Here is a 24,333-nt window from a genome sequence, read left to right as displayed (position 1 = left end):
AAGAGCAGGAAAAATACTTGTAGATGGTTGGATCGAAATTCAACATATCGTGTAGAGATTCTCAGTGACACAAGCAGCACAGTGGCGCCACCTTAACCCTTTTTCCGAGACGTGCCAATGCTTCTTGCGAAGGTTTCTTCGATTTAGGGATCGGCGGTGTGACGGTTCGTCGCCAGACCGCGTAAATCATGGGGGATCGCCGAGAATTGCAGTGCGCACTTTGAACGAGGCGGCGCGCCCGGTAAGATGCCGGACAGAATTTTTCCACCTCGCTATTCAGGACACCCCGCCATGAGCATCAAATCGGACAAGTGGATTCGCCGCATGGCGCAGGAACAGGGCATGATCGAGCCGTTCGTCGAGCGCCAGGTGCGCGGCAGCGACGACAGCCGGGTGATCTCCTACGGTGTGTCGAGCTACGGCTACGACGTGCGTTGCACCAACCATTTCAAGGTGTTCACCAACATCAACTCGTCGATCGTCGACCCGAAAAACTTCGACCCGGGCAGCTTCGTTGACGTCCACAGCGACGTCTGCATCATTCCGCCGAACTCGTTCGCCCTGGCCAGCACCGTCGAATACTTCCGCATTCCACGCAACGTATTGACCATTTGCCTGGGCAAGAGCACTTACGCGCGTTGCGGCATCATCGTCAACGTCACGCCGCTTGAGCCTGAGTGGGAAGGTCATGTGACCCTGGAATTTTCCAACACCACCAACCTGCCGGCGAAAATCTACGCCAACGAAGGCGTGGCGCAGATGCTCTTCCTTGAATCCGATGAAGAATGTGAAGTTTCCTACAAGGATCGCGGCGGCAAGTACCAGGGCCAGCGTGGCGTGACTCTGCCGCGTACCTGATTCGTCCATCCGGCGGATGTCGGGAATTCTTTGGCGGGCAGACACTCTATGGGGTGTACTGCCCGCTCTTGCTTCTGGCAAAACGGGCCTTCGCCGAGGAGTGCTCCATGAAGATCGATCCGCATATCAGTGCCGAGCTGGCAAGGCTTGAGCCCAATCAGGTTGGCGTATTGGCCTGGTCCCTGTTGGCACAACCATCCTTGAGCATGGCCGGTGGAATTCCCGGACAGCCTGATCCCGACACGCCCAACGAACAGCCGACCGAACCGGGCGAGCCGACTCTGCCGGATGAGCCACCACCGGCGCCAGTGGCCTGATGCTTGTGCTTTTGTAGGAGCGAAGCTTGCTCGCGAAGCGGTCTGTCTGTTTCATCCTGGGTGAATGGGCGGACGCCTTCGTGAGCAAGCTCTGCTCCTGCAGGGTTGAGGGGCGGTTCAACTGACTGGCCAGATTTGGTTATCACCGATGACAAAGATTTTGCAGCAGTCATCCCTCTCGACCGGATAACCGCCGGTAAACGCGCCGAACGCTGGCATCAGACTGATGCGTTCACCCAACCTGAAACACGCCAGCCGCAAACTCTGGCGGCCCTTGCCATGCAGCCGATAAACCGGATGCACATGTCCGGCCAGCACATGCCGTTGAGGATGTGGCTCGGGCTCGTGCTGCAGGGCGAATGGGCCCAACAGTAGCGGCTCTGGCACCACTCGAATGTTCAGCGCCGCCGGTGGATCCCCTGCGCGTTTGTCATGATTGCCGCGAATCAGCGTCATCGGCAGACCCGCGTGGCGTGCACGCCATTCCGCCAACGCCCCTAAAGTGCCCGCAGCGTGCGAGCCGGGGCCATGCAGGAAGTCTCCGAGAAATATCAGTTGTCGGCAGGGCAGCGTTGCCAGCAAACGATCAATCACCGCGATATTGCTCGCCGTGGTGCCCTGCGGAACCGGTTGGCCGAGGCTGCGGTAAGCCGCGGCTTTGCCGAAATGCACGTCGGCTATCAGTAGCGCCTGTTGCGCCGGCCAGTACAGGGCTTTTTCCGGCAGCAGCCAAAGCTCTTCCCCGGCCAGTCTTACGGGATAAGGCGTATTCATGGGCGTTTGCCCTTGTCGGCCGATTTTTCCAGATCCCCGACCATCCGTCTGATCCGGTCGGCGAGTTTTTCCGAACTCATACTTTCGCGCATGCGCTCCACCAGCAACGGAAAGCCCAACGGCGTAGGACGTTTGATCTGCTGCACGTCGAGTTTCATCCGATTGATGCGATCCAGGGTCTGTTCCAGTCGACGAATATCCAGCTCTTCGCGCAGGACTTCTTCCCCGGCCTGGGCGAGCAACAGGTTGTCCGCGTCATATTGTTTAAATACTTCAAAGAACAGTCCGCTCGAAGCCTGCACCTGTCGGGTGCTTTTCGGCGCGCCGGGGTAACCGGCGAACACCAGCCCGGCAATTCGCGCGATTTCGCGAAAACGCCGCAAAGCGAGTTCGCCAGCATTGAGACTTGCCAGAACGTCAGCCAAAAGATGCGCAGGGTCGAGCAGTTCAGCGTTGAGCTGCTTCGACCAATCCACCGGCGTGGCACTGAGCAGCTCCAGACCGTAATCATTCACCGCAATCGAGAACGTCACCGGTTGGCGCTGACTGACGCGCCAGGCGAGCAAACTCGCCAGCCCCAGATGCACCTGCCGCCCGGCGAACGGATAGAGGAAAAGATGCCAGCCCTCGCGGGATTTCAGCACCTCCGCGAGCATATTGTTAACGGTCGGCAGACCCGACCAGCGAGCCTGAGTCTCCAGCAGCGGTCGCAGTGCCTGCATTTCCGCGCCGATGAACTCACCTTCTGCGGCCGCACTGAAGCGTGTCACCACGGCTTGCGCCAGTTCATTGGAGAGCGGCATGCGCCCGCCATTCCAGCGCGGCACCGCCGCTTTTTTCACGCTGCTGCGCTTGACGTAAGCGGTCATGTTTTCCACGCGCACCAACTCCAGCAAACGCCCGGCGAACAGAAACCCATCGCCGGGTTTGAGCCGGGCGATAAAACCTTCTTCGACGCTGCCCAGCTGTTTACCGCCGCCGCCCTTGCTCCAGAACTTCAGGTTGATGCTGGCATCGCTGACGATGGTGCCCACGCTCATGCGGTGGCGCCGTGCCAGACGCGCATCCGGTACACGCCAGACGCCATGTTCATCCGGTTCAACCCGGCGGTAATCCGGATAGGCTGTCAGAGACATTCCGCCGTGGCGTACGAAAGCCAGCGCCCACGTCCAGTCCGCAGGCGTCAGATCACGATAAGCCCAGGCGCCGCGGACTTCTTCGTACAACTCATCCGGCAAAAATCCACCACCCAGCGCCATGCTGACCAAATGCTGGACCAGCACATCCAGCGGTTTGTGCGGTGACAGGCGCGGTTCGATGCGCCGTTGCTCGACTGCATCGCGGGCCGCAACGGCTTCGATCAATTCAAGGCTGTGGGTCGGCACCAGCGTCACCCGAGAGGTACGCCCGGGTGCATGGCCCGAACGCCCGGCGCGCTGCATCAGACGTGCGACACCTTTGGCCGAACCGATTTGCAGCACGCGCTCGACCGGCAGAAAGTCCACGCCCAGATCCAGGCTCGAGGTGCAGACCACGGCTTTCAACAGGCCATCCTTCAAGGCTTTCTCGACCCAGTCGCGGGTGTCGCGAGACAGAGAGCTGTGATGCAGCGCGATCAATCCAGCCCAGTCCGGCCGCGCTTCAAGCAACGCCTGATACCAGATCTCCGACTGCGCCCGGGTGTTGGTGAAGACCAGCGTGCTAACGCAGGCGTCGAGTTCGGCAACGACCTGGGGCAGCATCTTCAGACCGATGTGCCCAGCCCACGGAAAGCGTTCAATGGACGGCGGGATAAGGGTGTCGACTTTCAGCGATTTTTCGCTTTGCCCTTGAACACTGATGCCATCGCCCTGTGGGATCAGTACTTCCTCGGCGTGGGATTGATTACCGAGCGTGGCGGAGACGCCCCAGACAATCAGATCCGGTTGCCAGCGCCGCAAACGCGCGAGGGCCAGTTGCAATTGCACACCGCGCTTGTTGCCAAGCAGTTCGTGCCATTCGTCGACGACGATCATCCGCAGCGTCGACAGCGCTACCTGCGCATCAGCGCGGGCCAGCAGCAATGTCAGGCTTTCCGGTGTGGTGATCAACGTGGTCGGCAGGCGTCGACTTTGGCGGGCGCGTTCGCTGCTGCTGGTGTCGCCGGTGCGCAGACCGACGCTCCACGGTATTTGCAAATCCTCGACAGGGGCTTGCAGCGCGCGTGCGGTGTCGGCGGCGAGGGCGCGCATGGGCGTGATCCACAACACGGTCAGTGGTTCGGCCGGTGGTTTGCGCTTGCGAGAGGTTTCAACGATGGCAGCGGGTTTGGCGAAACGGTTGAGCGCAGCGAACCACACCGCATAGGTTTTGCCGGCACCGGTGCTGGCATGGAGCAATCCGGATTCCCCACGTTTGACCGCCGCCCAGACTTGTTTCTGAAAAGCGAACGGCTTCCAGTGGCGGGCGCTGAACCAGATTTTTGCGAGGTCGGGCGAGATGGGCATGCCGGCTACGTGCGCTCAGAAGATGTTCTTCCAGTGACCATGCAGCGCTATGACAAGTTTAATTTCCATCACTTCGCAGCCGCGAGCAACCGCAGCTATGCGAGGTGAAAATCAGACTTCAGAGGCCGTGGTTTTTCCGGGGACAATGGAATTGACGGTAGGCGGCAACGCGCAGTTTTCCGGCACCTTCAGCGGTACCGATGAAAATGCAATCCTGATTGAAAATGGCAGTTTCAAGTTCGATCATCCAGCTTGAACCTGATGCCTGAATAACAGCAGCCGGAAAACCGGCTGCTGCTGTTTCAACCCTGAGGCTACTTCAGGTTGCCACTGAGAAATTGCTTCAAGCGTTCGCTCTTCGGGTTACCCAATACGTCTTCGGGCGCACCTTCTTCTTCCACCAGACCTTGGTGCAAGAACAGCACCTGGCTCGACACCTTGCGTGCGAAGCTCATTTCGTGGGTGACCATGATCATGGTTCGACCCTCTTCAGCCAGGCCTTGAATCACCTTCAACACTTCCCCGACCAACTCCGGATCGAGCGCTGAAGTCGGTTCGTCAAACAACATCACTTCCGGTTCCATCGCCAACGCCCGAGCGATCGCCACGCGCTGTTGCTGACCGCCAGAAAGAAATGCCGGGTACTGATCCGCCACCCGCGCCGGCAAGCCGACCTTGTCCAGATAACGCCGGGCACGATCGTCGGCTTCCTGTTTGCTGCAACCCAGTACCCGGCGCGGGGCCATGGTGATGTTTTCCAGCACGGTCATGTGGCTCCACAGGTTGAAATGCTGAAACACCATGGCCAGTCGCGTGCGCAGGCGTTGCAGTTCATCGGCGTCGGCGACATGCATGCCGTGGCGGTCGGTGACCATGCGGATCGCCTGGCCATCGAGGCTCATGGCGCCGTCGTTGGGTTGTTCGAGAAAGTTGATGCAGCGCAAAAAGGTGCTATTGCCCGAGCCGCTGGCGCCGATCAGGCTGATCACGTCGCCGGTCTTGGCCTTGAGCGAAACGCCTTTGAGCACCTGATGGTCGCCATAGCTTTTGTGCAGGCCTTCAACGGTCAGTTTGTACATGGGACAGACATCCTCAAGGCGAAAGTAGGTAGCCGCTGCGGTAGGCTTCGGCGCCCGCGACGTGGGCGATGACCATGCCGGCCGTGGCCATGCGTCGCAGCGAACGGGCATACAGCAGGCCGGCGGCGACGCAATGAATGGGGGTGACCTTGTCGTGGATCGGGTCGATGATTTCGGCGATTTGCTGGCCGGCTTCCAGGTATTGCCCTGCTGTGACGCTGTACACCAGCAAGCCGCCAACCGGCGTGGTCACCGGTTCGACACCGGCCAGCGGGGTGGCCGGAAACGGCAATGGCGGCTGCGGTTTGGTTTCGCCGACGATTGCATCGAACTGGATCAGATAGTCGATCAGCGCCTGACAGTCGCGGCTGGCCATCGGATGATTGACGTCACCTTGGCCGCGCAACTCGACGGTCACCGAGAAACTGCCGAGGGGAATCTCGAAATGTTCGGCGAAGCGTTCCTTCAATTGCCACCACAACAGGGTGAAACATTCGTCGAACGACTGGCCGCCGGAATCGGTGGCCAGCAAGCTCGCCTGAGCCTCGATATAACGCGCCAATGGCTCGACCTGCGGCCAGGCTTCAGGCGTGGTGTAAAGGTGCACCACCGATTCGAAATCGCAGTGCAAATCCAGCACCATGTCGGCATCGCAGGCCAGCCGTTGCAGGGTCAGACGCTGGGATTGCAGTTGCGTACCGGCGGTCTGGCGGGCGAGGGCGTCACGCAGATGCGTGCGGATAAGTTCAAGGTTGTGCTGCGGATCGTCGTTCAGCCTGCCCTCGATGGCGTTGCCGATTTCCTCGCTGAGGTCGACGAACCAGCGGTTGAAGTTCTGTCCGCTTTCCAGTTCGTAGCGGCCCAGCGGCACATCCATCAGCACTTGTTCGAGGCCGACCGGGTTGGCCACCGGTACAAGCACGATCTGACTGCGCAGGCGGCCGGCAGCTTCCAGCTCCGTCAGGCGCTGCTTGAGATGCCAGGCGACGAGCATGCCCGGCAATTCGTCGGCATGCAGTGAAGACTGGATGTAGATCTTGCCTTTGGCCTGCTCCGGGCCGAAGTGGAAGCTGTGGATCTGTCGTGCGGTCCCCGGCAGCGGGGCCAGCAAGTCATGGATCAGGTGGCGCATTTGCTGTGTTGTCCTAGTGAGTCGGGCCGAGGAAGGCCAGCCATCGGCGTTCGGCAAGGCGGAACAGGCCGACCAGCGCAAAGGTAATGGTCAGGTAGATCAGCGCGGCGATGCCGAACGACTGAAAGGTCAGGAAGGTCGCCGAGTTGGCGTCCCGCGCGACTTTCAGGATGTCGGGGATAGTCGCGGTGAAAGCCACGGTGGTCGAGTGCAGCATCAGGATCACTTCGTTGCTGTAATAAGGCAACGAACGGCGCAGCGCCGACGGCATGATCACGTAGGCATACAGCTTCCAGCCGGTCAGGCCGTATGCCTTGGCCGCTTCGACTTCGCCGTGGTTCATGCTGCGGATCGCCCCGGCGAAAATCTCCGTGGTGTAGGCGCAGGTATTGAGGGCGAACGCCAGAATCGTGCAGTTCATCGCATCGCGAAAGAAACTGTCGAGCAGCGGCTGCGCCCGCACGGCGGCCAAGCTGTAAATACCGGTGTAGCAAATCAGCAACTGGATATACAACGGCGTGCCACGGAACAGGTAGGTGTAGAACTGCACCGGCCAGCGAATGTAGAAGTGCGGCGAGACGCGCGCGATCGACAACGGGATCGAGACGAGGAAACCGATAACGATTGAGGCCGTGAGCAGCCACATCGTCATCGCCAGCCCGGTGATGTTCTGGCCGTCGGTATAAAGGAAGGCGCGCCAGTATTCCTGCAAAAGTTCGATCATCGCACGGCCTCCCGGGCACCGGCGGCGTAGCGGCGTTCCAGCCAACGCAGGATGAAGTTCGACGCACTGGTGATCAGCAAGTAAATAAACGCAGCAAGGACCAGGAAGTAGAACAGTTGATAGGTGCTTTTACCGGCGTCCTGCGCGGCTTTGACCAGATCGGCCAGGCCGATGATCGACACCAGCGCGGTGGCCTTGAGCATCACCATCCAGTTGTTGCCGATGCCGGGCAGGGCGAAACGCATCATTTGCGGGAACACCACAAAGCGAAAGCGCTGACCGCGTTTGAGGCCATACGCGGTGGCGGCTTCAACCTGACCGCGTGGCACCGCGAGGATCGCGCCACGGAAGGTCTCAGTGAAATACGCACCATAAATGAAGCCCAGGGTCAGTACCCCGGCGCTGAATGGGTTGATCTCGATGTATTCCCATTCCATGTAGTCAGTCAGGGACGTCAGCCAGGTTTGCAGGCTGTAGAAGATCAGCAGCATCAGCACCAGATCCGGCACGCCGCGAATCAGCGTGGTGTAGAGCTGGGCGGGCAGGCGTACCAGTTTAATTTTTGACAGTTTGGCACTGGCGCCGAGCAGGCCGAGCAAAACGGCCACCAGCAGCGACAACGCCGATAATTTGATAGTCATCCAGGTGCCTTCCAGCAACAAAGGACCAAAGCCCTTGAGGCTGAAGGCGGCGAGCCCCAGATTTTGCAGGAGGGTTTCGAACATAAATCAGCAACCTGAGCGGATGGAAAAGGCGCCCATCGATGATGGGCGCCGGGGCATTATTTGCCGCTGTACAGATTCAGATCGCCAAAGTGTTTCTTTTGAATCTCGGCGTATTTGCCGTCATCGTGTAACGCTTTGATACCTTTATCTAAAAGCGCCTTCAGCTCAGTGTTACCTTTCTTAATACCGACAGCGGTCTTGGCTGGCAGCAATTCGCTGTCAACTGGCTTGCTGACGTCATAGTCGGCGCCCTGTGGTGACTTCAAAAAGCCCAGTTCGGCTTGCAGCATGTCCTGGATACCGGCGTCGAGACGGCCGGAGGTCAGGTCGGAATACACCTGATCCTGGTTCTGATAGGCCTGGGTTTTCACGCCGGCCTTGTCCAGCACGGCTTTGGCGTAGGCCTCTTGAATAGTGCCTTGCTCGTAGCCGACGGTTTTGCCCTTGAGGGACGCGACGTCTGCGGTGATGCCGGAACCTTTCTTGAACACATAAGCGGTCGGGCCGGAGAACAGTTCGCTGGAGAAGTCGATGACTTTTTCGCGGGCCGGGGTCACGGTCATCGACGAGATCACACCGTCGAATTTGTTGGCCTTGAGGCCCGGAATCATACCGTCGAAGTCACTTTCGACCCACTTGCACTTGACCTTCAGTTCGGCGCAGATCGCGTTGCCCAGGTCGATGTCGAAGCCCACCAGGCTGCCGTCGGCCGCTTTCGACTCAAACGGTGCGTACGAAGGGTCAACGCCAAAGCGCAGCTCTTTGTATTCCTTGGCCAGCGCGGAGCCAGCGGCCATGCACAACGCCAGTGCAGAAAGGGTCAGCAATGCTTTTTTCATTATTCAATCCCTAAGAACCAATATGAGCGCTTGTGGCGCAGAATTATTGTTACTGGAACGCGTACGACCTATAGAAAGTAGCAATTTCCGAACCATAGTCCCGAACAAGCGTTTTAAAAGGTTGGCGCAGCGATTGGATGAGCGAGTCAGTGCCCGCAAACGGGCACTGAAAATAGCTTGCACTGATTTAGGGCTGCATTCCCACGCTCTGCGTGGGAATGCAGCCCGGGACGCTCCGCGTCCCATCCAGAGCCGAACGCGGACCGTTGAGGCATTCCCACGCGGAGCGTAGGAACGATCTTCGCGTCATGTTGAACTCAGGCGAGAAGATCCTGCAATGTGGCTAGGCTATCCGCCTCATCCACGGTTTTATCTTGTCGCCAGCGCAGCATCCGTGGAAACCGCACGGCAATTCCGCTCTTGTGTCGCCGCGAAAGGGCGATGCCCTCGAAACCCAGCTCAAACACCAGGCTCGGTTTCACGCTGCTCACCGGGCCGAATTTCTCCACCGTGGTCTTGCGCACGATGCTGTCGACCTGACGCATCTCCGCATCGGTCAGTCCCGAATAGGCCTTGGCGAACGGCACCAGCGCCCGTTGGCTTGACTCCGGTGGCCCGTCCCACACGGCAAAGGTGTAATCGCTGTAGAGACTGGCCCGTCGACCATGCCCTCGTTGCGCATAAATCAACACGGCATCGACACTGAACGGATCGACTTTCCACTTCCACCAGACGCCCATGTCCTTGGTGCGGCCGACGCCATACAGCGAATCCCGCGCCTTGAGCATCATGCCTTCCACCCCCAAACGCCGAGAGGCCTCGCGCTGACGGGCGAGGTCGAACCAGTCACTGCCAGTCAGCACGGGGGAGGGCAGCAACACCGGGCTTTTGCAGCTTGCGATAACCATTTCAAGTTGCGCACGACGTTTGGCTTGCGGCTGGTTGCGCCAGTCTTCGCCCTGCCATTCGAGCAAGTCGTAGGCGAGCACCACCACCGGCACGTCTTCGAGGATTTTCTTGTCGAGAGTCTTGCGGCCGATGCGTTGTTGCAGCAGAGCGAAGGGCTGTACGGCCGGTGGTTCGGTCGATTGCGGATCGAAGGCGTCTTCAGTGCGCGGATGCGTGCTTTTCCACACGACGATCTCGCCATCGATCACCGTGCCGTCCGGCAAACCGTGGACCAGCACATCCAGCTCGGGGAAGCGCTCGGTGACCAGTTCTTCGCCGCGCGACCACACCCACAAGCGGCCCTCGCGTTTGACCACTTGTGCGCGGATGCCATCCCATTTCCATTCAATCTGCCAGTCGCTGGCCGGGCCGATCAGCGCTTCAAATTCCTCAACCGGTTGCGACAACGCGTGGGCGAGGAAAAACGGGTACGGCTGACCGCCGCGCTGGGCGTGTTCGTCGGCGGATTCCGGGGCAATCAGTTTCAGGTAACTGGCGGCGTTGGGGCGGTTCGACAGGTCGGTGTAACCCACCAGCCGCTGCGCCACGCGTTTGCTGTCAAGGCCAGCCATTGAGGCCAGCGCGCGGGTGACGAGCAATTTCGACACGCCGACGCGGAAGCTGCCGGTGATCAGTTTGATGCACAACATCAGGCTTGATCGATCGAGTTGTGCCCACAGCGCCGGCAATTGTCGGGAAAGAAACTCCGGCGTTTCACCACGCAGCGGCAGCAGTTTGTCCTCGATCCATTCGGCGAGGCCGGCTTCAGAACTGTGCGGGTTTTCCGGGAGTACCAGCGAAATGGTCTCCGCCAGATCGCCGACCGACTGATAGCTCTCCTCGAACAGCCACGGTTCGAGGCCTGACATCTCCACGGCAATTTCGCGCAGAATCCGCACCGGGACCAATTGCCGAGGCCGTCCGCCGGACAAAAAGTACACCGCCCACGCCGCGTCCTGCGGTGCCGCCAGGGCAAAGTAAGCTTGCATCGCTGCCAGTTTGGCGTTGCTTGAAGTGGTGGCGTCGAGCTCGGCGTACAACTCGGCGAAGGCTTTCATGTTGAAGTCTCGGCGACGGTGGGTTCGGCGGCGATGTTGTCTTCCTCGTCATCACCGTATTCGGTGTTAAAACCTTGCGCATCCAGACCGTGCTCGCGCAGATGACGCACCAGCACTCCGATCGAACCGTGCGTGACCATCACCCGTTCGGCACCGGTCTGGTTGATTGCCCACAACAGGCCAGGCCAGTCGGCGTGATCGGAAAGGACGAAGCCGCGATCAACACCGCGCCGCCGCCGGGTACCGCGCAGGCGCATCCAGCCGCTGGCGAAGGCATCGCTGAAATCACCGAAACGGCGCATCCAGCTACTGCCACCGGCCGAGGGCGGGGCGATGACCAGTGCCTCACGCATCCGTGGATCATTTTTGGCGACGTCACCGGCGTAGATCGTCGGCGGCAGGTACACGCCGGCCTCGCGGTACACCCGATTCAGCGGCTCGACCGCGCCGTGGCTGAGGATTGGCCCGAGGCTTTCGTCAATGCCGTGGAGAATCCGCTGGGCCTTGCCGAACGAATAGCAGAACAACACGCTGGCTTTGCCGGCGGCAATGTTCGCTGCCCACCACTGATTGATCTCGGCGAACACCTGCGCCTGCGGCTGCCAGCGATAGATTGGCAGGCCGAAGGTCGATTCGGTGATGAAGGTGTGGCAGCGCACCGGTTCGAACGGCGCGCAGGTACCGTCCGGCTCGATCTTGTAATCGCCGGACGCGACCCAGACTTCGCCGCCGTACTCCAGACGCACCTGTGCCGAGCCGAGCACGTGGCCGGCAGGGTGAAAACTCAAAGTGACGCCGTGATGGGTGAGGCGCTGGCCGTAGGCGAGGGTTTGCAGGTTGATGTCCTGCCCCAGTCTTGCGCGCAGAATTCCTTCGCTGGCGCTGCTGGCGAGGTAATGCTGGTTGCCGGTACGGGCGTGATCGCCGTGGGCATGGGTAATGACCGAGCGCTCGACGGGGCGCCACGGATCAATGTAGAAATCCCCGGCAGGGCAATAGAGACCTTCGGGGCGGGCGATAACAAGGTCCATGTCGTTACCAGGAATGGGGGGCTTGTTAGCTATGAGGTTGGCGCGAGTCCAGAAGTTCTATCGACTTTGAAGAGCAACCCTCACCCCAGCCCTCTCCCCGAGGGAGAGGGGGCCGACCGAGGTGTCTGGCGCTATCCATCGACCTGAAAAACCGAGTCGATTATGGATTCGACACAGCAAGAACCAAGCAAATCTCGGATCTGGAAAGACACGAACCGATCCAATTCCGGATTCAGCACAGCACCTTCAGGTCGGCGCAAGTCTGCAGCAACCTCCAATCAGTCCCCTCTCCCTCCGGGAGAGGGCTAGGGTGAGGGGCTTTTGATTTACAAGGCCGACCGAGATGCCCGACGAGTTGAACCGAGCAAATTCCGGATTCGGCAGTGCCCGTTCAGGTCGGCGTAGACCTGCAGCAACCTCCAATCAGTCCCCTCTCCCTCCGGGAGAGGGTTAGGGTGAGGGGCTTTTGATTTACAAGGCCGACCGAGATGCCCGACGAGTTAAACCGAGCAAATTCCGGATTCGGCACACTCCTTCAGGTCGGCGTAGACCTGCAGCAACCCCCAATCAGTCCCCTCTCCCTCCGGGAGAGGGTTAGGGTGAGGGGCTTTTGACCTTTGCCTTATTTGCCGGGAGTCAGGGTCAAACGGGTTTTGCCATACACCCGGTCAAAGTTCTGCGGCTGCATCGGCAAACCGATGTATTGCCCCTTCAACCACGCATCGATGCCATTGAGATAGTTCGGGCTGAGCGGATTACCCGATTGCCCCGTACCGTTCTGCCCCATCAGCGGTTCAGCCTGACCGAAGTCGACGATAAAGCGCATCGACGGCGCGCGCGTGGTGTTGAAGTCCTGACCCCAGGCGAAGGCCGACGTGTTCAACGTGGTGTGGTCGCCACCCGCCGCCAATGGGCCGCGTACCGTCTGACCATTGCTGTTTTTCCAGGCATAGCTGTGCAATTTGCCCCACTGCCAGGCGCGGTGATCGCCGCCCAACTGACTGTCGCCAGCGCTGATCGCCGCCGCAAGACTGCGGGCAAGAATCACTGCTTTGTCTTCTTTCTGCGGCGTGCGAGTGTCGTCCCAGAACGGGCTGTCTTCACGTCCCAACAGATGATCGGCCTGCGCCGCGTAGGACAAATCCCCGTTGGCAATAAACGCTTTCCACGCCGCGCTCGATTCCGGGCCGAGTTCGTCGAGGAAAATCTGCTTCATGCTTTCCTGCAGGAACAACTCATAGATCGCCGCATCCGCCGAGGTCGGGCTGAGCTTGCCGTCGAACGCCATCAATCGTGTAAACGCTTCACGCGCCTTGCTGCGATCCGCTTCCGGCAGCGCATCGATGGCCTGCTTCAGCGGCTGCTTCATGCCTGGAGCTTCAAACACTTTTTTCAGCTTGGCGGCGAACGTGGTGGTCTGGTCGTATTGCATGGCGATCACGCTGCGGCTGTCGTGTTTGCCGCTGCCGGCCAGTTCCGCCAAGCGTTCGCCACGCTCCGGCGCCGCCCAGGAATTCGACAACTGCATGCCGTAACCGTGAGGAATCACGCGCTGGTTGGCGGTGCCGAGCCAGCCTTGCGCCGGGTCTTGATCGTAGGGGTGCAGCATCGGGTCGGCGTAACCGTCCCAGTCGTAGCGGCCTTCCCAGCCCGGCGATGGCAGCAGACCTTCGCCTTCACGACGGTTCGGGAAACGGCCAGTGACTTGCCAGCCAATGTTGCTCGCGTCGGCAAACACCAGATTCAGCGCAATGGCGCGGATCTCGCGGCTGGCGTCCGAAGCACGTTCAACGGTTTGTGCACGGGTCAGGTCAAAAAACGCATCCAGCGACTTGTCGTCGGTGAAGCTCGGCGTCTGCAAGGCCAGGCCGAAACCGCTGCCTTGTGCGGCGGCTTGAGCACTGTTGAGCAACGCGCCATGACGGGTTTCGTACACCGCTTCACGAACCGGTCGCTGGCCTTTGACGAAATAGGTTTCGTTGCGCACGCCCAGCGGCTGCCATTTGCCATTGACCTCATAGGTCAGGCTGCTGCCCTGGCGACGGATTTTTTCCAGGAACAGGTCCTGGTTGTCGCCGAGCACGCTGGTGGTGCTCCACGCCACTTTGCCGTTGAAGCCACCGAGGACCAGCGGCAGACCGGCGACGGTGACGCCAGCGGCCTGATATTTCGGGGCGCGGATCTGCACGAAGCTCCACAGCGACGGCGCGGCCAGCGGCCCGTGGGCGTCGCTGGCGAGAATGCTTTTACCGCTGCGGCTGCGTTGCGGGGCGAGCGCCCAGTTGTTCGAAGACGTAGCACCGAGCATGTTCAGTGTCGACAGTTGCTGGCTGGCGCTGCTCAATTCAGTCAGGCCGGGAATCTGCCCGTTGAGTTTGAGCCCTTGCAGCTTGTCGGCTTCGGCCAGTGGCAGATTCTCGTCGGGTGCGGACGGCGTCAGCCAGGCGAGTTTGTCGGTGGTCACGGTTTGCGCGAGCACCAGCGAGGAAATTTCTTCCGGCAGGTTGGCTGACTGGCTGAAATTCAGCAGGGCGAAAATCAGCGCCGAATCTTCCGGTTTCCAGTATTCAGGCTTGTAACCGCTGGAGGCGAGGTCGCCCGGCAACTTGTCGGCGTAGCGGAACAGGTAAGCATTGACCCCCCGCGCATAGACTTCGAAGAAGCGCTTGAGGCGTGGCGACGAAGCCTTGTACAGCTCACCGGCGCTTTTCTTCAGGTTGACCGCGCGCATGTAGCGGTCGGCATCGAGCATCGAGGCGCCGGACATTTCCGCCAGACGGCCCTGAGCCAACAAACGCAGGGTGACCATCTGGTTGATGCGGTCGCTGGCGTGCACGTAGCCGAGGCTGAACAGCGCGTCGTGGAAGGTATTGCTTTCGATCAGCGGCATGCCCATGGCATTGCGGCGCACCGACACGTTCTGCGCCAGACCCTTGAGCGGTTGCACGCCGGAGGTCGGCGGGAGAGTGTCCTGAGCGTTCCAGGTCTGGCAACCGGACAGGCCCAAAACACCGGCCACTGCTGCGGCAACGCCGAACCGGGGAAGAAAATGAGTAAGGGCTGGCGAGGCCATGGCAAAGCTCCTGCGGGGGGTAGCGTCAGTAAAGCCGCTACGTTAGTGAGCAGGAGGTGGCCGCGCAAGCGGGGGCGGGGGTTATTTGTGCATTTCTGTCGAATGGAAAAGATCGCAGGCTGCGGCAGCTCCTACAGGGACGCGCATTCCAATGCAGGAGCTGCCGCAGGCTGCGATCTTTTGATCTTCATTCAGGATTTCGGCGGATTGATCTTCTGCACCAGCGCATACGCCTTCACGGTCGCCGGGCGATCCTTGATGTGGTTGAACCAGCGCTGCACATGCGGGAAGTCTTCAAGGTTCTGGCTTTGCCATTTGTGCGAGACGATCCACGGATAGATCGCCATGTCGGCAATGCTGTATTCGCTGCCGGCGACGAAGTCGTTGTTGGCCAATTGTTTGTCCAGCACGCCATACAGCCGCGCGGTTTCATCAATGTAGCGTTTGATCGCGTAGGGGATTTTCTCCGGCGCAAACTGGCTGAAGTGATGATTCTGCCCGGCCATCGGCCCGAGGCCGCCCATTTGCCAGAACAACCATTGCAGGGCCGTCTGCCGACCGCGCAGGTCTTTGGGCAGAAACTGGCCGGTTTTTTCCGCCAGATATAAAAGAATCGCCCCGGATTCGAACAGCGACAACGGCTCGCCGCCATCGGCCGGCTCGTGATCGACGATGGCGGGGATGCGGTTGTTCGGCGCGATCTTCAGAAAGTGTGGCTGGAACTGCTCACCCTGGCTGATGTTGATCGGGTGCACGTTGTACGGCAGGCCGGCTTCTTCAAGGAACAGGGAAATCTTGTGGCCGTTGGGGGTGGTCCAGTAATACAGGTCGATCATGGAGAACTCCAAAGCAGAAATGGACTTGCGTGCGGACAGCAAACGCCGGCGTCAGGTGATCCCGTGTGCATTCGAAAGCTTGCCTGACTGGAAGAGGTGATGCTGAACTGGGGCAAATTCAATGACCCCACATGAGAAAAATCGCCATGGAGCTTCAGGCCAACGCTGCACTGATCATCATCGACCAGCAAAAAGGCATCCTGCAGCCGCGTTTGGGGCGAAGAAACAATCCTCAGGCGCAAGAGCGAATCCTTGATCTGTTGGGGCTGTGGCGGCGTAGTGCAAGGCCGGTGATTCATGTGCAGCATCTGTCGCGTGAGCTGGATTCGGTGTTCTGGCCCGAGCAGGAAGGGGTGGAATTTCAGGACAGGTTTTTGCCGCAGGATGGCGAATGGCTGATTCAGAAGCAGGTGCCGGATGCGTTTTGTGCCAGCGGATTAGAGGCGCAGTTGCGCGAGGCGGGCATCGGGCAGTTGGTCATCGTCGGTGTGGCGACCAACAACTCGGTGGAGTCAACGGCGCGTACGGCGGGGAATCTGGGGTTTGATGCATGGGTGGCCGAGGATGCCTGTTTCACCTTCGACAAGGCCGATTATTTCGGCACATTGCGCACGGCGGAAGAGGTGCACGCAATGTCGCTGGGGAATTTGCAGGGGGAGTATGCGACGGTGGTCAGTGCTGCACAGATTTTGGCAGCCGACTGATAACCTGTGGGAGCTGGCTTGCCAGCGATGGCGGAGTAACAGGCGACATCAATGTTGAATGTGCCGGCCTCATCGCTGGCAAGCCAGCTCCCACAGGGCCTGCGGATGTCCACAAAAAAAATGTTCAGTGCAGATCAACGGTGGGAGCGAGCTTGCTCGCGAAAGCGGTGTGTCAGGCGAAACGACTGTCCGCCCCGGGCATCACGCGCCGTGGCACTTCTTGAATTTCTTGCCGTTGCCGCATGGGCAAGGATCGTTGCGGCCGACATCTTTCAGGGCATTGCGCACCGGTTCCTGGTGGGCGTGGCCGCAGTTCGGGCCGTGCACGTGGCCGTGGTCATGATCGTGATGATGGTCATGATCATGATCGTGGTTGCAGTCTGGGCCATGGACATGAGGTTGCTGGGTCATCGGTGTTGCTCCGGAATTAAATCGGCGGGGATTATCACGCCATTGCGCTCAAGGTGCACGTAGTGGGCGATGAATAAACCTGTTTCCATTTCGCCCTGCAAACGATAGGGAATCTGCTGATTCGGATTTTTCAGCAGTTTCACCACGTCTTTTACCTTCGGCCAGAGGTTGGTGCGGATCGGCACTTTGAAATAGGCGCTGTGCCTGGGCCCGACGGTGAACCAGTGTTCATGCTCGCCTTCGGCCAGCAACATGTCGGCCAGATGAATGCGGTATTCGAGACCGCGCACGGTCAGGTCGCTGTCATTGGGATTGTCGATGCGAAAGTGCAGGATGAATTTCTGTTCGAGCAGCTTGGCGCGCACCACCTCGACTTTTACCAGGTGCACGGCGGGGTCGACGCTGTCATCGCTGAACCACGACGCACAACCGCCGAGGTTGAGTACCAGCGTAAGCATCAAGAACTGAAATGTGCGCCTGCGACCGAGCATGTGATAACTCCCTTTGATGCTCAGTCTAGTCCTAAAAGATCGCAGCCTGCGGCAGCTCCTGCATGAGATCGCCTACCTCTTTAGAAGCTGCCGCAGGCTGCGATCTTTTGATCTTAAGCGCCGAAATACGCTGCACAGCACTTCTTGAACTTCTGCCCGCTCGCGCACGGGCAACTGTCATTGCGCCCCAGCTTCATTTGCACTGTCGGATCAATGAAGTACCAGCGTCCGGTGTTCTGCACGAACGAGGAGCGCTCGCGATGGCTGTGTTCACCCTGATCATCGTGCCAGCGCGCGGTGAAGGTGACGAAGGCGTGTTCCGGCTGGCCGCCAAAGACCTCCGAACTTTCTACTTCAAGACCGAGCCAGGTACTTTGCGCGCTCCAGTTGCCGATCGACTGCCTATCCAGCCCCGTTTGCTGGGCGGGCAGGGTAGTCGCTACCAGATAGTCGATCAGCCCCAGCACATACGCGCTGTAGCGCGAACGCATCAGTGCCTCGGCGCACGGCGCAGGATGGCCGTCGTGATAATGGCCGCAGCAGGCATCCAGCAGATTGCCGCTGCCGCAAGGGCAAATGGCTGTACTCATTGCATTACCACCAGTATTTCCCGAAGTTTTCCGGATTGGCCCAGAAGCGCGAATTGAGCCAGTCGGGGACTTGTTTGTATTCAAGCAGATCATAGGTGAACAGCGTCAGCACTTGATCGTCGCGTTGAAAGCGTTCGCTGGCTTGCAGCGCCAGCGAATAGAAGTCGGTTTCCTGCCAACCGCTGGCGGACAGATCCGCCAGCACCGCGATGCGGCTGGCATTGAGATTACGAATCCCGCCCAACAGATTCAGGCCATCGCGCTTGGGCAAATGTTCCAGGCAATCGACCACCAGCGCCAGATCGAAGCGCTGCGCCGCCAGTTCGGCAGGCAAGGCGCCGGGCGCGGCGTGGGCGACGACTGTGTCAGGATGCGCCTCTTTAAAGGCGCTCAGGGCCGGAAACTCGCTGGCGCCGATCAGCAAAAGACGCGCCGGTGCGTAGCGATCCAGCAAAGCGGCCAACGCCTGTTGCGGCGTGCGGGAAGAAATGGCGACGTTCATCGAAGCTCCTCAATCAGACCGCCAAGACTAGCGCGCTCTATCATTGGAGCCTAGCGCCCTGTCTCGCGGGTTTGCGGCAAAAGCGTCAAAGTCCTGTGAACACGCTCGCAAACAGCGGTGGCCTATTGCTGGCGGAGATTAAAACTCCGGTCTTTACTCCCTGAATCGGTTCTAAGCCGATCCCTCAGGAGAAAACCAGATGAGCATAGTTCGGACAGCATTACCTTTGATTCTGCTAACCAGTGTGTTGACTGGTTGTGCAGGTTTGCAGAAAACCGACTGGCCGACCTGTGCGGCGGTCGGTGGTGTGGTGGGTGCCGGTCTCGGCGCGACCGAGAGTTCGGCGTGGGCCGGCTACGGCGCGTTGCTGATCGGTGGCACGGCAGCGGCTTATTGCTGGGTGCACGGTGATGGCGACGAAGATGGCGATGGCGTGCCGGACAGTCGCGACAAGTGCCCGGGCACGCCTAAAGGCGTACAGGTCGACGCTGACGGTTGCCCTCCACCAACGCCTGCACCTGTGGTCGAAGAAGCTGTAGTGGTCAAGGAAGAAACCATTGTCATCCGTGATGTGCACTTCCAGTTCGACAAAGCCACATTGACCGGCCCTGACAAGCAAGTACTCGACAAGGTCGCCACGCGCCTGAAACAGGAATCCTCTACAGCACAACTGACCGTGACCGGCCATACCGACAGCGTGGGCAGCGATGCCTACAACAAGAAACTGTCGGATCGTCGCGCCCACTCGGTGGTGGACTACCTGATTCAGCAAGGTGTGCCGCGCGCCAGCTTCGTTTCGGTGTCCGGTCTGGGTGAAAGCCAGCCTGTGGCCGACAACAAATCCGCTGACGGTCGTGCGCAAAACCGTCGTACCGAAATCAAAATCGTCCGCTAGACCTCTCGCATCCGCGGCTTGTGCAGTCGCGGATGCGGGTCTTTACTCCTGTGTAACCGGTATGGGCCGGTGACACAGGAGCTTTCACAATGACTGTTTTCTCAAGGTCCGTCTTGCCGGTACTGCTGTTAGGCAGCTTGCTCACCGGTTGCGCCACTCACAGCGATGGCGATGCCCCCCTCAATCAACGTACGTGGCCGATCTGCAGCCTTATCGGCGGGCTGGTCGGTGGCGGTCTCGGCGCCATTGAAAGTGCTGGCTGGGCCGGCGGCGGTGCGGCGCTGGGGATACTCACCGGCGGACTGATCTGTTACGCCCAGGACGGCGATGAAGACGACGACGGCGTGTTCGACCGCCGCGACCGTTGCCCGGATACGCCGGCCAATACCCCGGTCGATCACCGTGGTTGCCCGTTGCCGCAGTACCCGGTCACGGAAAAAGTGCCGGAGCCTGCACCGCAGACGGAAGTCATCACACTCAGCGATGCCGGCAATGTGCTGTTCGATTTCGACAAGTCCGACCTGACCCCGGCTGCCAAAGCCCAGCTCGATACGCTGATGGACAAACTGCGCAATGCCGACGTGGTGAGCATCAAGGTCATCGGCCACACCGACAGTAAAGGGTCGGATGCCTACAACCAGGCATTGTCGGAACGGCGTGCGAGCAGTGTCGCCGCTTATCTGCTGAGCCAGGGCCTGGCGCCGAACAAACTCACCAGTGAGGGTCGCGGTGAAAGCGAGCCGGTCGCCGATAACGCCACCGATGAAGGCCGCGCGCAGAACCGCCGGGTGGAGTTGCACATCAATCGTTAGGACGCGTCTGTAGGGCGCAGGCTAGAGCTGCCGGACGACGATCGGTGTCGTTTCGGCAGCCATTTGGCAGGCGATCGAATTTTTTTCATTTATCCCTCTGGCTTATCCCCCGCAGAAGCCGTTACTGTGCGCCCAAAGAATAATTCGCAACACGGGGGGCGTATGAAAGTGTTCTGGGGGCTGGGGCGGTTGTTGACCCTGCTGTTCTGCTGCGTGGTGCTGGCCAATCAGCTGGTGCCGTTCGTACATCCGTTGAATCTGTTGGTCAATCTGGCCGGCGGTCTGTTGTTGCTGATCCATGTACTCGAAGTGTTGCTGTGCAACCGCAGCCTCAAAGGCCGTCCGCACCCTTGGCGTGACCGTGGCCGCATCCTGTTGTTCGGCGTATTCCACCTGCAAACCATCCCGGCCCCGGCCGCTCCGGAGGCTTCTTCCCATGCGTAAACTTTGCTTGCTCGCTGCATTCATCAGCCCTTTGGCCTGCGCCCAAGTGGTCAGCGTCGAAACCAATTCGCTGATGCGCCTGCCCAACACCGCCAGTACCTTGCAACTGGAGAAACTCGAAGTCGCTGATTACGGCACGCTGCTGATTCCGGCCAACGTGACCGAGTTGAGTGTCGGTGAGTTGCGTCTTGGCCATGAAGCACGCATCGCGATCGTTCCGGGCGAGAACGCTTTGGACATGAAGGTCGTTCGCGCAGAGCTGAGCGATGGCAGCCAGATTACTGCGCGTGGAGCGCCGGGCACTTATGAAAAAGCCGCCCGAGCCGGACGCAATCTGAATCTGCAATTCAAGGCGTTGAACGCGCCGCAACTGTTGGTCGATGCCCGTGGCGGCACCGGCGCGCCGGGTTTTGTCGGGCTGGACGGCGGCAACGGTGAAGACCCGGGCTGCACCTATGGCTCGGCCGGGCACGGTTTTGATGGCAGCAACGGCAGTGACGGTCAGCCAGGCGCACCGGGTGCGCTGGTGCGCCTTGAAGTGCCGCGCGAATTTCCGGCCGAGCTGATCAAGGTCAATGTTGCTGGCGGTGCCGGTGGCCCGGCGGGTGTTGGCGGCAAGGCAGGCAAGGGCGGCAAGTCCAAGGGCTGCCTGGTGTACCGCGCCGATGGCGGCAAGAACGGCAAGGCCGGGGCGGATGGACAGCCTGGGCCGGTGGGGGCGGCGGGTGCTGTGACTGTGCAGCGCCTGTAAGATCACTGATTGTTCCCACGCTCCGCGTGGGAACACAGCCCGTGACGCTCCGCGTCACTGGACGCAGAGCGTCCCTTGCGGCATTCCCACGCAGAGCGTGGGAACGATCACGGTCTTGCCGCCGCAATCGCCACCAGCACCAACCCGACAATAAGATTAAGCCCCACCACCCGCCGAATCCGCCCCAGCACCGCCGCACCCGCCGGCCAGTCCTTCGCGTCCACCGCCGTACGCAACTCCGGCAGCATCAAGCCCTGAATGCGGATAAACAGCGCCGTCATCACCACATACAAGCCCATCATCACCTGCACATATTTCGGCGCGGTCTCGAACCCGACCTGCTGCAAATGCAACATGCCCACGCCGCTGATCGGCAGCAGGATCACCGCAACCCAGACCCAGCGAAAAAAACCTTGAAACACTTCCACCCACAAGGTCAGCCGGGCAGGTCCGTCGAGGGCCTTCACAGCCGCCGGGCGCAAGACCATCCAGGCGAAAAACATACCGCCGACCCAGACCAGGGCGGACAGCACATGCAGGGGATAGACGAGGCTAAAAGGTGTCATTGGGGCACTCCGTTCTGCGCGGGATTAATTAGCGGGGTATGATAGCCGCCATCCGAAACCACTGAAAATTTATCCAGCGTTTTTTGCGCCCGAAAATTCATGATCAGCACTGAACTCAAAACCACGATCCAGGGCGCCTACTCGCGTTTTCTAGAGGCCAAGAGCCTCAAGCCGCGTTACGGCCAGCGCCTGATGATCGCTGAAATCGCCAAAGTCCTCGGGGATATCGACACCGACGACGAAGGCCGGCGCAGTGGCGACCCCGCGATTGTTGCGGTGGAAGCCGGCACCGGTACCGGCAAGACAGTGGCCTACAGCCTGGCCGCGATTCCGACCGCCAAGCTCGCCGGCAAACGCTTGGTCATCGCCACCGCGACCGTGGCGCTGCAAGAACAGATCGTCTACAAGGATTTGCCCGACCTGATGCGCAACAGCGGGCTGAACTTCAGCTTCGCGCTGGCCAAGGGCCGTGGCCGCTACATGTGCCTGTCCAAACTCGACATGCTCCTGCAGGAAGGCCACGCGCAAACTGCCACCGCGCAGCTGTTCGAAGAAGAAGGCTTCAAGATCGAGGTCGATGAGGCCAGTCAGAAGCTGTTCACCAGCATGATCGAGAAACTCGCCGGCAATAAGTGGGACGGCGATCGTGACAGTTGGCCGAATGCGCTGGAAGACGCCGACTGGGCGCGTCTGACCACCGATCACAGCCAGTGCACCAACCGTCATTGCCCGAACTTCGGCCAGTGCGCCTTCTACAAGGCCCGCGAAGGCATGGGCAAGGTCGACGTGATCGTCACCAACCACGACATGGTTCTGGCTGATCTGGCGCTGGGCGGCGGTGCGGTACTGCCCGATCCGCGCGACACCATTTACGTGTTCGACGAAGGCCATCACTTGCCGGACAAGGCGATCGGCCACTTCGCTCACTACACGCGCCTGCGTTCCACTGCCGACTGGCTGGAAACCACGGCGAAAAACCTGACCAAGCTGCTGGCCCAGCATCCGCTGCCGGGCGATCTCGGCAAGTTGATCGAACAAGTGCCGGAACTGGCGCGGGAGATCAAGGCCCAGCAACAGTTCATGTTCAGCGCCTGCGAGCAGGTTGCCGACTTCAAGCCCGGCGAAGATGTCGAGGGCCGTGAGCGGCCGCGTTATCGTTTTGTCGCCGGGGTGATTCCCGAGCACATCCGCGAAATGGGCATCGAGCTGAAAAAGGGCTTTTCGCGCCTCAATGATCTGTTCACGCGCCTGACCGACCTGCTCAAGGAAGGCATGGACGGCGAGGTCAACATCGGCATCGCCAGCAATCAGGCCGAAGAGTGGTATCCGCTGTTCGGCAGCCTGTTGTCCCGCGCCTCCGGCAACTGGGAATTGTGGACGGCGTTCACCGCCGAAGATCCGGAAGACAGCCCCCCAATGGCGCGCTGGCTGACCCTGGCCGAAAGCGGTTCGCTGTTCGACATCGAGGTCAACGCCAGCCCGATTCTGGCGGCGGAAACCTTGCGTCGCAGTCTGTGGAATGTCGCCTATGGTTGCCTCGTAACGTCGGCAACCCTGACCGCGCTGGGCACTTTCGACCGCTTCCGCATGCGCGCCGGTCTGCCGAAAAAAGCCGTCACCGCGGTGGTGCCGAGCCCGTTCCATCACGCCGACGCCGGTGTGCTGCGCGTGCCCGATCTGAAGGCCGATCCACGCGATGCCGCCGCACACACGGCAGCGATCATTCGTGAGCTGCCGGACCTGGTCGAAGGTTCGCGCGGCACCCTGGTGCTTTTCTCTTCGCGCAAACAGATGCAGGACGTGTTCGACGGCCTCGATCGCGACTGGCGCAAGCAAGTGTTCATTCAAGGCAACCTGTCGAAACAGGAAACCCTGAACAAGCACAAGGCGCGGGTCGATGGCGGTGATTCCAGCGTGCTGTTCGGTCTCGCCAGTTTCGCCGAGGGTGTCGACTTGCCGGGTGCCTACTGCGAGCACGTGGTAATCGCCAAGATCCCGTTTTCGGTGCCGGATGATCCGGTCGAAGCGGCGCTGTCGGAGTGGATCGAGGCCCGTGGCGGCAATCCGTTCATGGAAATCTCCGTGCCCGATGCCTCGCTGAAGCTGGTTCAGGCTTGCGGGCGTCTGCTGCGCACCGAAGAAGACCGCGGCACCATCACTTTGCTGGATCGGCGCCTGGTCACCCAGCGCTATGGCAAGGCGATCCTCAATGCGTTGCCGCCTTTCCGTCGTGAAATATCCTGAGACAACGGTGGGCAGTTTTGCCCGCCGTGTTGTCTATCTCTCT

25 protein-coding genes are annotated in these 24,333 nt (G+C 60.2%); 9 read left to right on the top strand and 16 right to left on the bottom strand.

Annotation, left to right across the window (positions count from 1 at the left end):
• The first annotated feature begins 291 nt into the window (after positions 1 to 291).
• Both dcd and ACIPIZ_RS12515 read left to right on the top strand, forming a co-directional pair.
• Positions 292 to 858 carry a dCTP deaminase gene (dcd, locus tag ACIPIZ_RS12520; RefSeq protein WP_008083888.1) on the top strand — a complete coding sequence of 189 codons (567 nt, stop codon included), beginning with the start codon at positions 292 to 294 and terminating at the stop codon, positions 856 to 858.
• 107 nt (positions 859 to 965) lie between these two features.
• Entirely contained in the window at positions 966 to 1,175 is a 210-nt protein-coding gene (locus ACIPIZ_RS12515; RefSeq protein WP_064393099.1) for a hypothetical protein, read from the top strand.
• A 117-nt stretch (positions 1,176 to 1,292) separates the two neighbouring features.
• Here the strand turns inward: ACIPIZ_RS12515 and pdeM are convergent, their stop codons facing one another.
• Together pdeM and ACIPIZ_RS12505 are read right to left on the bottom strand one after the other, a co-directional pair.
• Positions 1,293 to 1,949: a ligase-associated DNA damage response endonuclease PdeM gene (gene pdeM / locus ACIPIZ_RS12510; RefSeq protein WP_064393098.1), complete on the bottom strand. Its 657-nt coding sequence runs from the start codon at positions 1,947 to 1,949 to the stop codon at positions 1,293 to 1,295.
• Positions 1,946 to 4,435, bottom strand: coding sequence for a ligase-associated DNA damage response DEXH box helicase (locus ACIPIZ_RS12505; RefSeq protein WP_253479941.1), 2,490 nt, complete (start codon positions 4,433 to 4,435; stop codon positions 1,946 to 1,948). Before ACIPIZ_RS12505 ends, pdeM begins: the two co-directional genes overlap by 4 nt.
• A gap of 49 nt (positions 4,436 to 4,484) precedes the next feature.
• On the opposite strand from ACIPIZ_RS12505, the gene ACIPIZ_RS12500 reads away from it, so the two are divergent.
• Positions 4,485 to 4,691: a hypothetical protein gene (locus tag ACIPIZ_RS12500; RefSeq protein WP_401165514.1), complete on the top strand. Its 207-nt coding sequence runs from the start codon at positions 4,485 to 4,487 to the stop codon at positions 4,689 to 4,691.
• 58 nt (positions 4,692 to 4,749) lie between these two features.
• On the opposite strand, the gene ACIPIZ_RS12495 is transcribed toward ACIPIZ_RS12500, so the two are convergent.
• The 9 genes from ACIPIZ_RS12495 to ACIPIZ_RS12455 all read right to left on the bottom strand — a co-directional run bounded on the left by ACIPIZ_RS12495 (position 4,750) and on the right by ACIPIZ_RS12455 (position 15,880).
• Positions 4,750 to 5,514 (bottom strand): ABC transporter ATP-binding protein, encoded by a 765-nt coding sequence (locus tag ACIPIZ_RS12495; RefSeq protein ID WP_401165512.1) that lies wholly within the window; start codon positions 5,512 to 5,514, stop codon positions 4,750 to 4,752.
• A gap of 13 nt (positions 5,515 to 5,527) precedes the next feature.
• Positions 5,528 to 6,646 carry a succinylglutamate desuccinylase/aspartoacylase family protein gene (locus ACIPIZ_RS12490; RefSeq protein ID WP_064393095.1) on the bottom strand — a complete coding sequence of 373 codons (1,119 nt, stop codon included), beginning with the start codon at positions 6,644 to 6,646 and terminating at the stop codon, positions 5,528 to 5,530.
• 13 nt (positions 6,647 to 6,659) lie between these two features.
• Complete coding sequence (locus ACIPIZ_RS12485) at positions 6,660 to 7,370, bottom strand: ABC transporter permease (protein ID WP_008083897.1); 711 nt, start codon at positions 7,368 to 7,370, stop codon at positions 6,660 to 6,662.
• Positions 7,367 to 8,095: an ABC transporter permease gene (locus ACIPIZ_RS12480; RefSeq protein WP_105707439.1), complete on the bottom strand. Its 729-nt coding sequence runs from the start codon at positions 8,093 to 8,095 to the stop codon at positions 7,367 to 7,369. The genes ACIPIZ_RS12485 and ACIPIZ_RS12480 overlap by 4 nt, the downstream gene beginning before the upstream one ends.
• A 56-nt stretch (positions 8,096 to 8,151) precedes the next feature.
• A complete protein-coding gene (locus ACIPIZ_RS12475) occupies positions 8,152 to 8,934 on the bottom strand; it encodes a transporter substrate-binding domain-containing protein (RefSeq protein ID WP_007918608.1) in 783 nt (260 codons plus the stop codon).
• A gap of 317 nt (positions 8,935 to 9,251) precedes the next feature.
• A complete protein-coding gene (locus ACIPIZ_RS12470) occupies positions 9,252 to 10,940 on the bottom strand; it encodes an ATP-dependent DNA ligase (RefSeq protein WP_401165509.1) in 1,689 nt (562 codons plus the stop codon).
• Complete coding sequence (locus tag ACIPIZ_RS12465) at positions 10,937 to 11,971, bottom strand: ligase-associated DNA damage response exonuclease (protein ID WP_064393092.1); 1,035 nt, start codon at positions 11,969 to 11,971, stop codon at positions 10,937 to 10,939. The genes ACIPIZ_RS12470 and ACIPIZ_RS12465 overlap by 4 nt, the downstream gene beginning before the upstream one ends.
• A gap of 622 nt (positions 11,972 to 12,593) precedes the next feature.
• Entirely contained in the window at positions 12,594 to 15,044 is a 2,451-nt protein-coding gene (locus tag ACIPIZ_RS12460) for a penicillin acylase family protein (protein ID WP_150646995.1), read from the bottom strand.
• A 191-nt stretch (positions 15,045 to 15,235) separates the two neighbouring features.
• Positions 15,236 to 15,880: a glutathione binding-like protein gene (locus ACIPIZ_RS12455; RefSeq protein ID WP_105707448.1), complete on the bottom strand. Its 645-nt coding sequence runs from the start codon at positions 15,878 to 15,880 to the stop codon at positions 15,236 to 15,238.
• A 146-nt stretch (positions 15,881 to 16,026) separates the two neighbouring features.
• Between ACIPIZ_RS12455 and ACIPIZ_RS12450 the strand changes: the two genes are divergently transcribed.
• Complete coding sequence (locus ACIPIZ_RS12450) at positions 16,027 to 16,584, top strand: cysteine hydrolase family protein (RefSeq protein WP_064393089.1); 558 nt, start codon at positions 16,027 to 16,029, stop codon at positions 16,582 to 16,584.
• Positions 16,585 to 16,785: 201 nt separating this feature from the next.
• Here the strand turns inward: ACIPIZ_RS12450 and ACIPIZ_RS12445 are convergent, their stop codons facing one another.
• From ACIPIZ_RS12445 to ACIPIZ_RS12430, 4 genes are all read right to left on the bottom strand, one after another.
• The gene (locus ACIPIZ_RS12445; RefSeq protein WP_008083915.1) at positions 16,786 to 16,995 is read right to left on the bottom strand and encodes an SEC-C metal-binding domain-containing protein; all 210 of its coding nucleotides are present in this window, start codon (positions 16,993 to 16,995) and stop codon (positions 16,786 to 16,788) included.
• Complete coding sequence (locus ACIPIZ_RS12440) at positions 16,992 to 17,486, bottom strand: LEA type 2 family protein (protein ID WP_064393088.1); 495 nt, start codon at positions 17,484 to 17,486, stop codon at positions 16,992 to 16,994. Before ACIPIZ_RS12440 ends, ACIPIZ_RS12445 begins: the two co-directional genes overlap by 4 nt.
• A 113-nt stretch (positions 17,487 to 17,599) precedes the next feature.
• Positions 17,600 to 18,076, bottom strand: a complete 477-nt coding sequence (locus ACIPIZ_RS12435; RefSeq protein WP_064393087.1) for a YchJ family protein — start codon at positions 18,074 to 18,076, stop codon at positions 17,600 to 17,602.
• 4 nt (positions 18,077 to 18,080) lie between these two features.
• Positions 18,081 to 18,578, bottom strand: coding sequence for a DUF6231 family protein (locus ACIPIZ_RS12430; protein WP_064393086.1), 498 nt, complete (start codon positions 18,576 to 18,578; stop codon positions 18,081 to 18,083).
• A 199-nt stretch (positions 18,579 to 18,777) separates the two neighbouring features.
• Here ACIPIZ_RS12430 and ACIPIZ_RS12425 point away from each other — a divergent pair, with 199 nt between their 5' ends.
• From ACIPIZ_RS12425 to ACIPIZ_RS12410, 4 genes are all read left to right on the top strand, one after another.
• The gene (locus ACIPIZ_RS12425; protein ID WP_064393085.1) at positions 18,778 to 19,473 is read left to right on the top strand and encodes an OmpA family protein; all 696 of its coding nucleotides are present in this window, start codon (positions 18,778 to 18,780) and stop codon (positions 19,471 to 19,473) included.
• An 89-nt stretch (positions 19,474 to 19,562) separates the two neighbouring features.
• Positions 19,563 to 20,285, top strand: coding sequence for an OmpA family protein (locus ACIPIZ_RS12420; RefSeq protein ID WP_064393084.1), 723 nt, complete (start codon positions 19,563 to 19,565; stop codon positions 20,283 to 20,285).
• A 162-nt stretch (positions 20,286 to 20,447) separates the two neighbouring features.
• Positions 20,448 to 20,729: a DUF1145 domain-containing protein gene (locus ACIPIZ_RS12415; RefSeq protein WP_064393083.1), complete on the top strand. Its 282-nt coding sequence runs from the start codon at positions 20,448 to 20,450 to the stop codon at positions 20,727 to 20,729.
• Complete coding sequence (locus ACIPIZ_RS12410; protein WP_105707455.1) at positions 20,722 to 21,480, top strand: hypothetical protein; 759 nt, start codon at positions 20,722 to 20,724, stop codon at positions 21,478 to 21,480. The genes ACIPIZ_RS12415 and ACIPIZ_RS12410 overlap by 8 nt, the downstream gene beginning before the upstream one ends.
• Before the next feature lie 107 nt (positions 21,481 to 21,587).
• On the opposite strand, the gene ACIPIZ_RS12405 is transcribed toward ACIPIZ_RS12410, so the two are convergent.
• Positions 21,588 to 22,046: a CopD family protein gene (locus tag ACIPIZ_RS12405; protein ID WP_095125631.1), complete on the bottom strand. Its 459-nt coding sequence runs from the start codon at positions 22,044 to 22,046 to the stop codon at positions 21,588 to 21,590.
• Between the two features lie 99 nt (positions 22,047 to 22,145).
• Between ACIPIZ_RS12405 and dinG the strand changes: the two genes are divergently transcribed.
• Positions 22,146 to 24,290, top strand: a complete 2,145-nt coding sequence (dinG, locus tag ACIPIZ_RS12400) for an ATP-dependent DNA helicase DinG (RefSeq protein ID WP_064393080.1) — start codon at positions 22,146 to 22,148, stop codon at positions 24,288 to 24,290.
• Positions 24,291 to 24,333: the final 43 nt, after the last annotated feature.

This window comes from Pseudomonas sp. NPDC087690 (assembly GCF_044743175.1).
Lineage (GTDB): Bacteria > Pseudomonadota > Gammaproteobacteria > Pseudomonadales > Pseudomonadaceae > Aquipseudomonas.
Note: the sequence above shows the minus strand (reverse complement) of the source record. Positions and strands in the feature narration are given on the sequence as shown.

Bases quoted from the DNA above. Each gene is read 5' to 3' on its own strand.
- ACIPIZ_RS12515 (WP_064393099.1), top strand. From the start codon at position 966: ATGAAGATCGATCCGCATATCAGTGCCGAGCTGGCAAGGCTTGAGCCC.
- ACIPIZ_RS12405 (WP_095125631.1), bottom strand. From the start codon at position 22,046: ATGACACCTTTTAGCCTCGTCTATCCCCTGCATGTGCTGTCCGCCCTG.
- ACIPIZ_RS12495 (WP_401165512.1), bottom strand. From the start codon at position 5,514: ATGTACAAACTGACCGTTGAAGGCCTGCACAAAAGCTATGGCGACCAT.
- ACIPIZ_RS12505 (WP_253479941.1), bottom strand. From the start codon at position 4,435: ATGCCCATCTCGCCCGACCTCGCAAAAATCTGGTTCAGCGCCCGCCAC.
- ACIPIZ_RS12420 (WP_064393084.1), top strand. From the start codon at position 19,563: ATGACTGTTTTCTCAAGGTCCGTCTTGCCGGTACTGCTGTTAGGCAGC.
- ACIPIZ_RS12440 (WP_064393088.1), bottom strand. From the start codon at position 17,486: ATGCTCGGTCGCAGGCGCACATTTCAGTTCTTGATGCTTACGCTGGTA.
- ACIPIZ_RS12415 (WP_064393083.1), top strand. From the start codon at position 20,448: ATGAAAGTGTTCTGGGGGCTGGGGCGGTTGTTGACCCTGCTGTTCTGC.
- ACIPIZ_RS12470 (WP_401165509.1), bottom strand. From the start codon at position 10,940: ATGAAAGCCTTCGCCGAGTTGTACGCCGAGCTCGACGCCACCACTTCA.
- ACIPIZ_RS12490 (WP_064393095.1), bottom strand. From the start codon at position 6,646: ATGCGCCACCTGATCCATGACTTGCTGGCCCCGCTGCCGGGGACCGCA.
- ACIPIZ_RS12455 (WP_105707448.1), bottom strand. From the start codon at position 15,880: ATGATCGACCTGTATTACTGGACCACCCCCAACGGCCACAAGATTTCC.
- ACIPIZ_RS12435 (WP_064393087.1), bottom strand. From the start codon at position 18,076: ATGAGTACAGCCATTTGCCCTTGCGGCAGCGGCAATCTGCTGGATGCC.
- dinG (WP_064393080.1), top strand. From the start codon at position 22,146: ATGATCAGCACTGAACTCAAAACCACGATCCAGGGCGCCTACTCGCGT.
- ACIPIZ_RS12475 (WP_007918608.1), bottom strand. From the start codon at position 8,934: ATGAAAAAAGCATTGCTGACCCTTTCTGCACTGGCGTTGTGCATGGCC.
- ACIPIZ_RS12410 (WP_105707455.1), top strand. From the start codon at position 20,722: ATGCGTAAACTTTGCTTGCTCGCTGCATTCATCAGCCCTTTGGCCTGC.
- ACIPIZ_RS12480 (WP_105707439.1), bottom strand. From the start codon at position 8,095: ATGTTCGAAACCCTCCTGCAAAATCTGGGGCTCGCCGCCTTCAGCCTC.
- ACIPIZ_RS12465 (WP_064393092.1), bottom strand. From the start codon at position 11,971: ATGGACCTTGTTATCGCCCGCCCCGAAGGTCTCTATTGCCCTGCCGGG.
- pdeM (WP_064393098.1), bottom strand. From the start codon at position 1,949: ATGAATACGCCTTATCCCGTAAGACTGGCCGGGGAAGAGCTTTGGCTG.
- ACIPIZ_RS12445 (WP_008083915.1), bottom strand. From the start codon at position 16,995: ATGACCCAGCAACCTCATGTCCATGGCCCAGACTGCAACCACGATCAT.
- ACIPIZ_RS12485 (WP_008083897.1), bottom strand. From the start codon at position 7,370: ATGATCGAACTTTTGCAGGAATACTGGCGCGCCTTCCTTTATACCGAC.
- ACIPIZ_RS12500 (WP_401165514.1), top strand. From the start codon at position 4,485: ATGACAAGTTTAATTTCCATCACTTCGCAGCCGCGAGCAACCGCAGCT.
- ACIPIZ_RS12450 (WP_064393089.1), top strand. From the start codon at position 16,027: ATGGAGCTTCAGGCCAACGCTGCACTGATCATCATCGACCAGCAAAAA.
- ACIPIZ_RS12430 (WP_064393086.1), bottom strand. From the start codon at position 18,578: ATGAACGTCGCCATTTCTTCCCGCACGCCGCAACAGGCGTTGGCCGCT.
- dcd (WP_008083888.1), top strand. From the start codon at position 292: ATGAGCATCAAATCGGACAAGTGGATTCGCCGCATGGCGCAGGAACAG.
- ACIPIZ_RS12425 (WP_064393085.1), top strand. From the start codon at position 18,778: ATGAGCATAGTTCGGACAGCATTACCTTTGATTCTGCTAACCAGTGTG.
- ACIPIZ_RS12460 (WP_150646995.1), bottom strand. From the start codon at position 15,044: ATGGCCTCGCCAGCCCTTACTCATTTTCTTCCCCGGTTCGGCGTTGCC.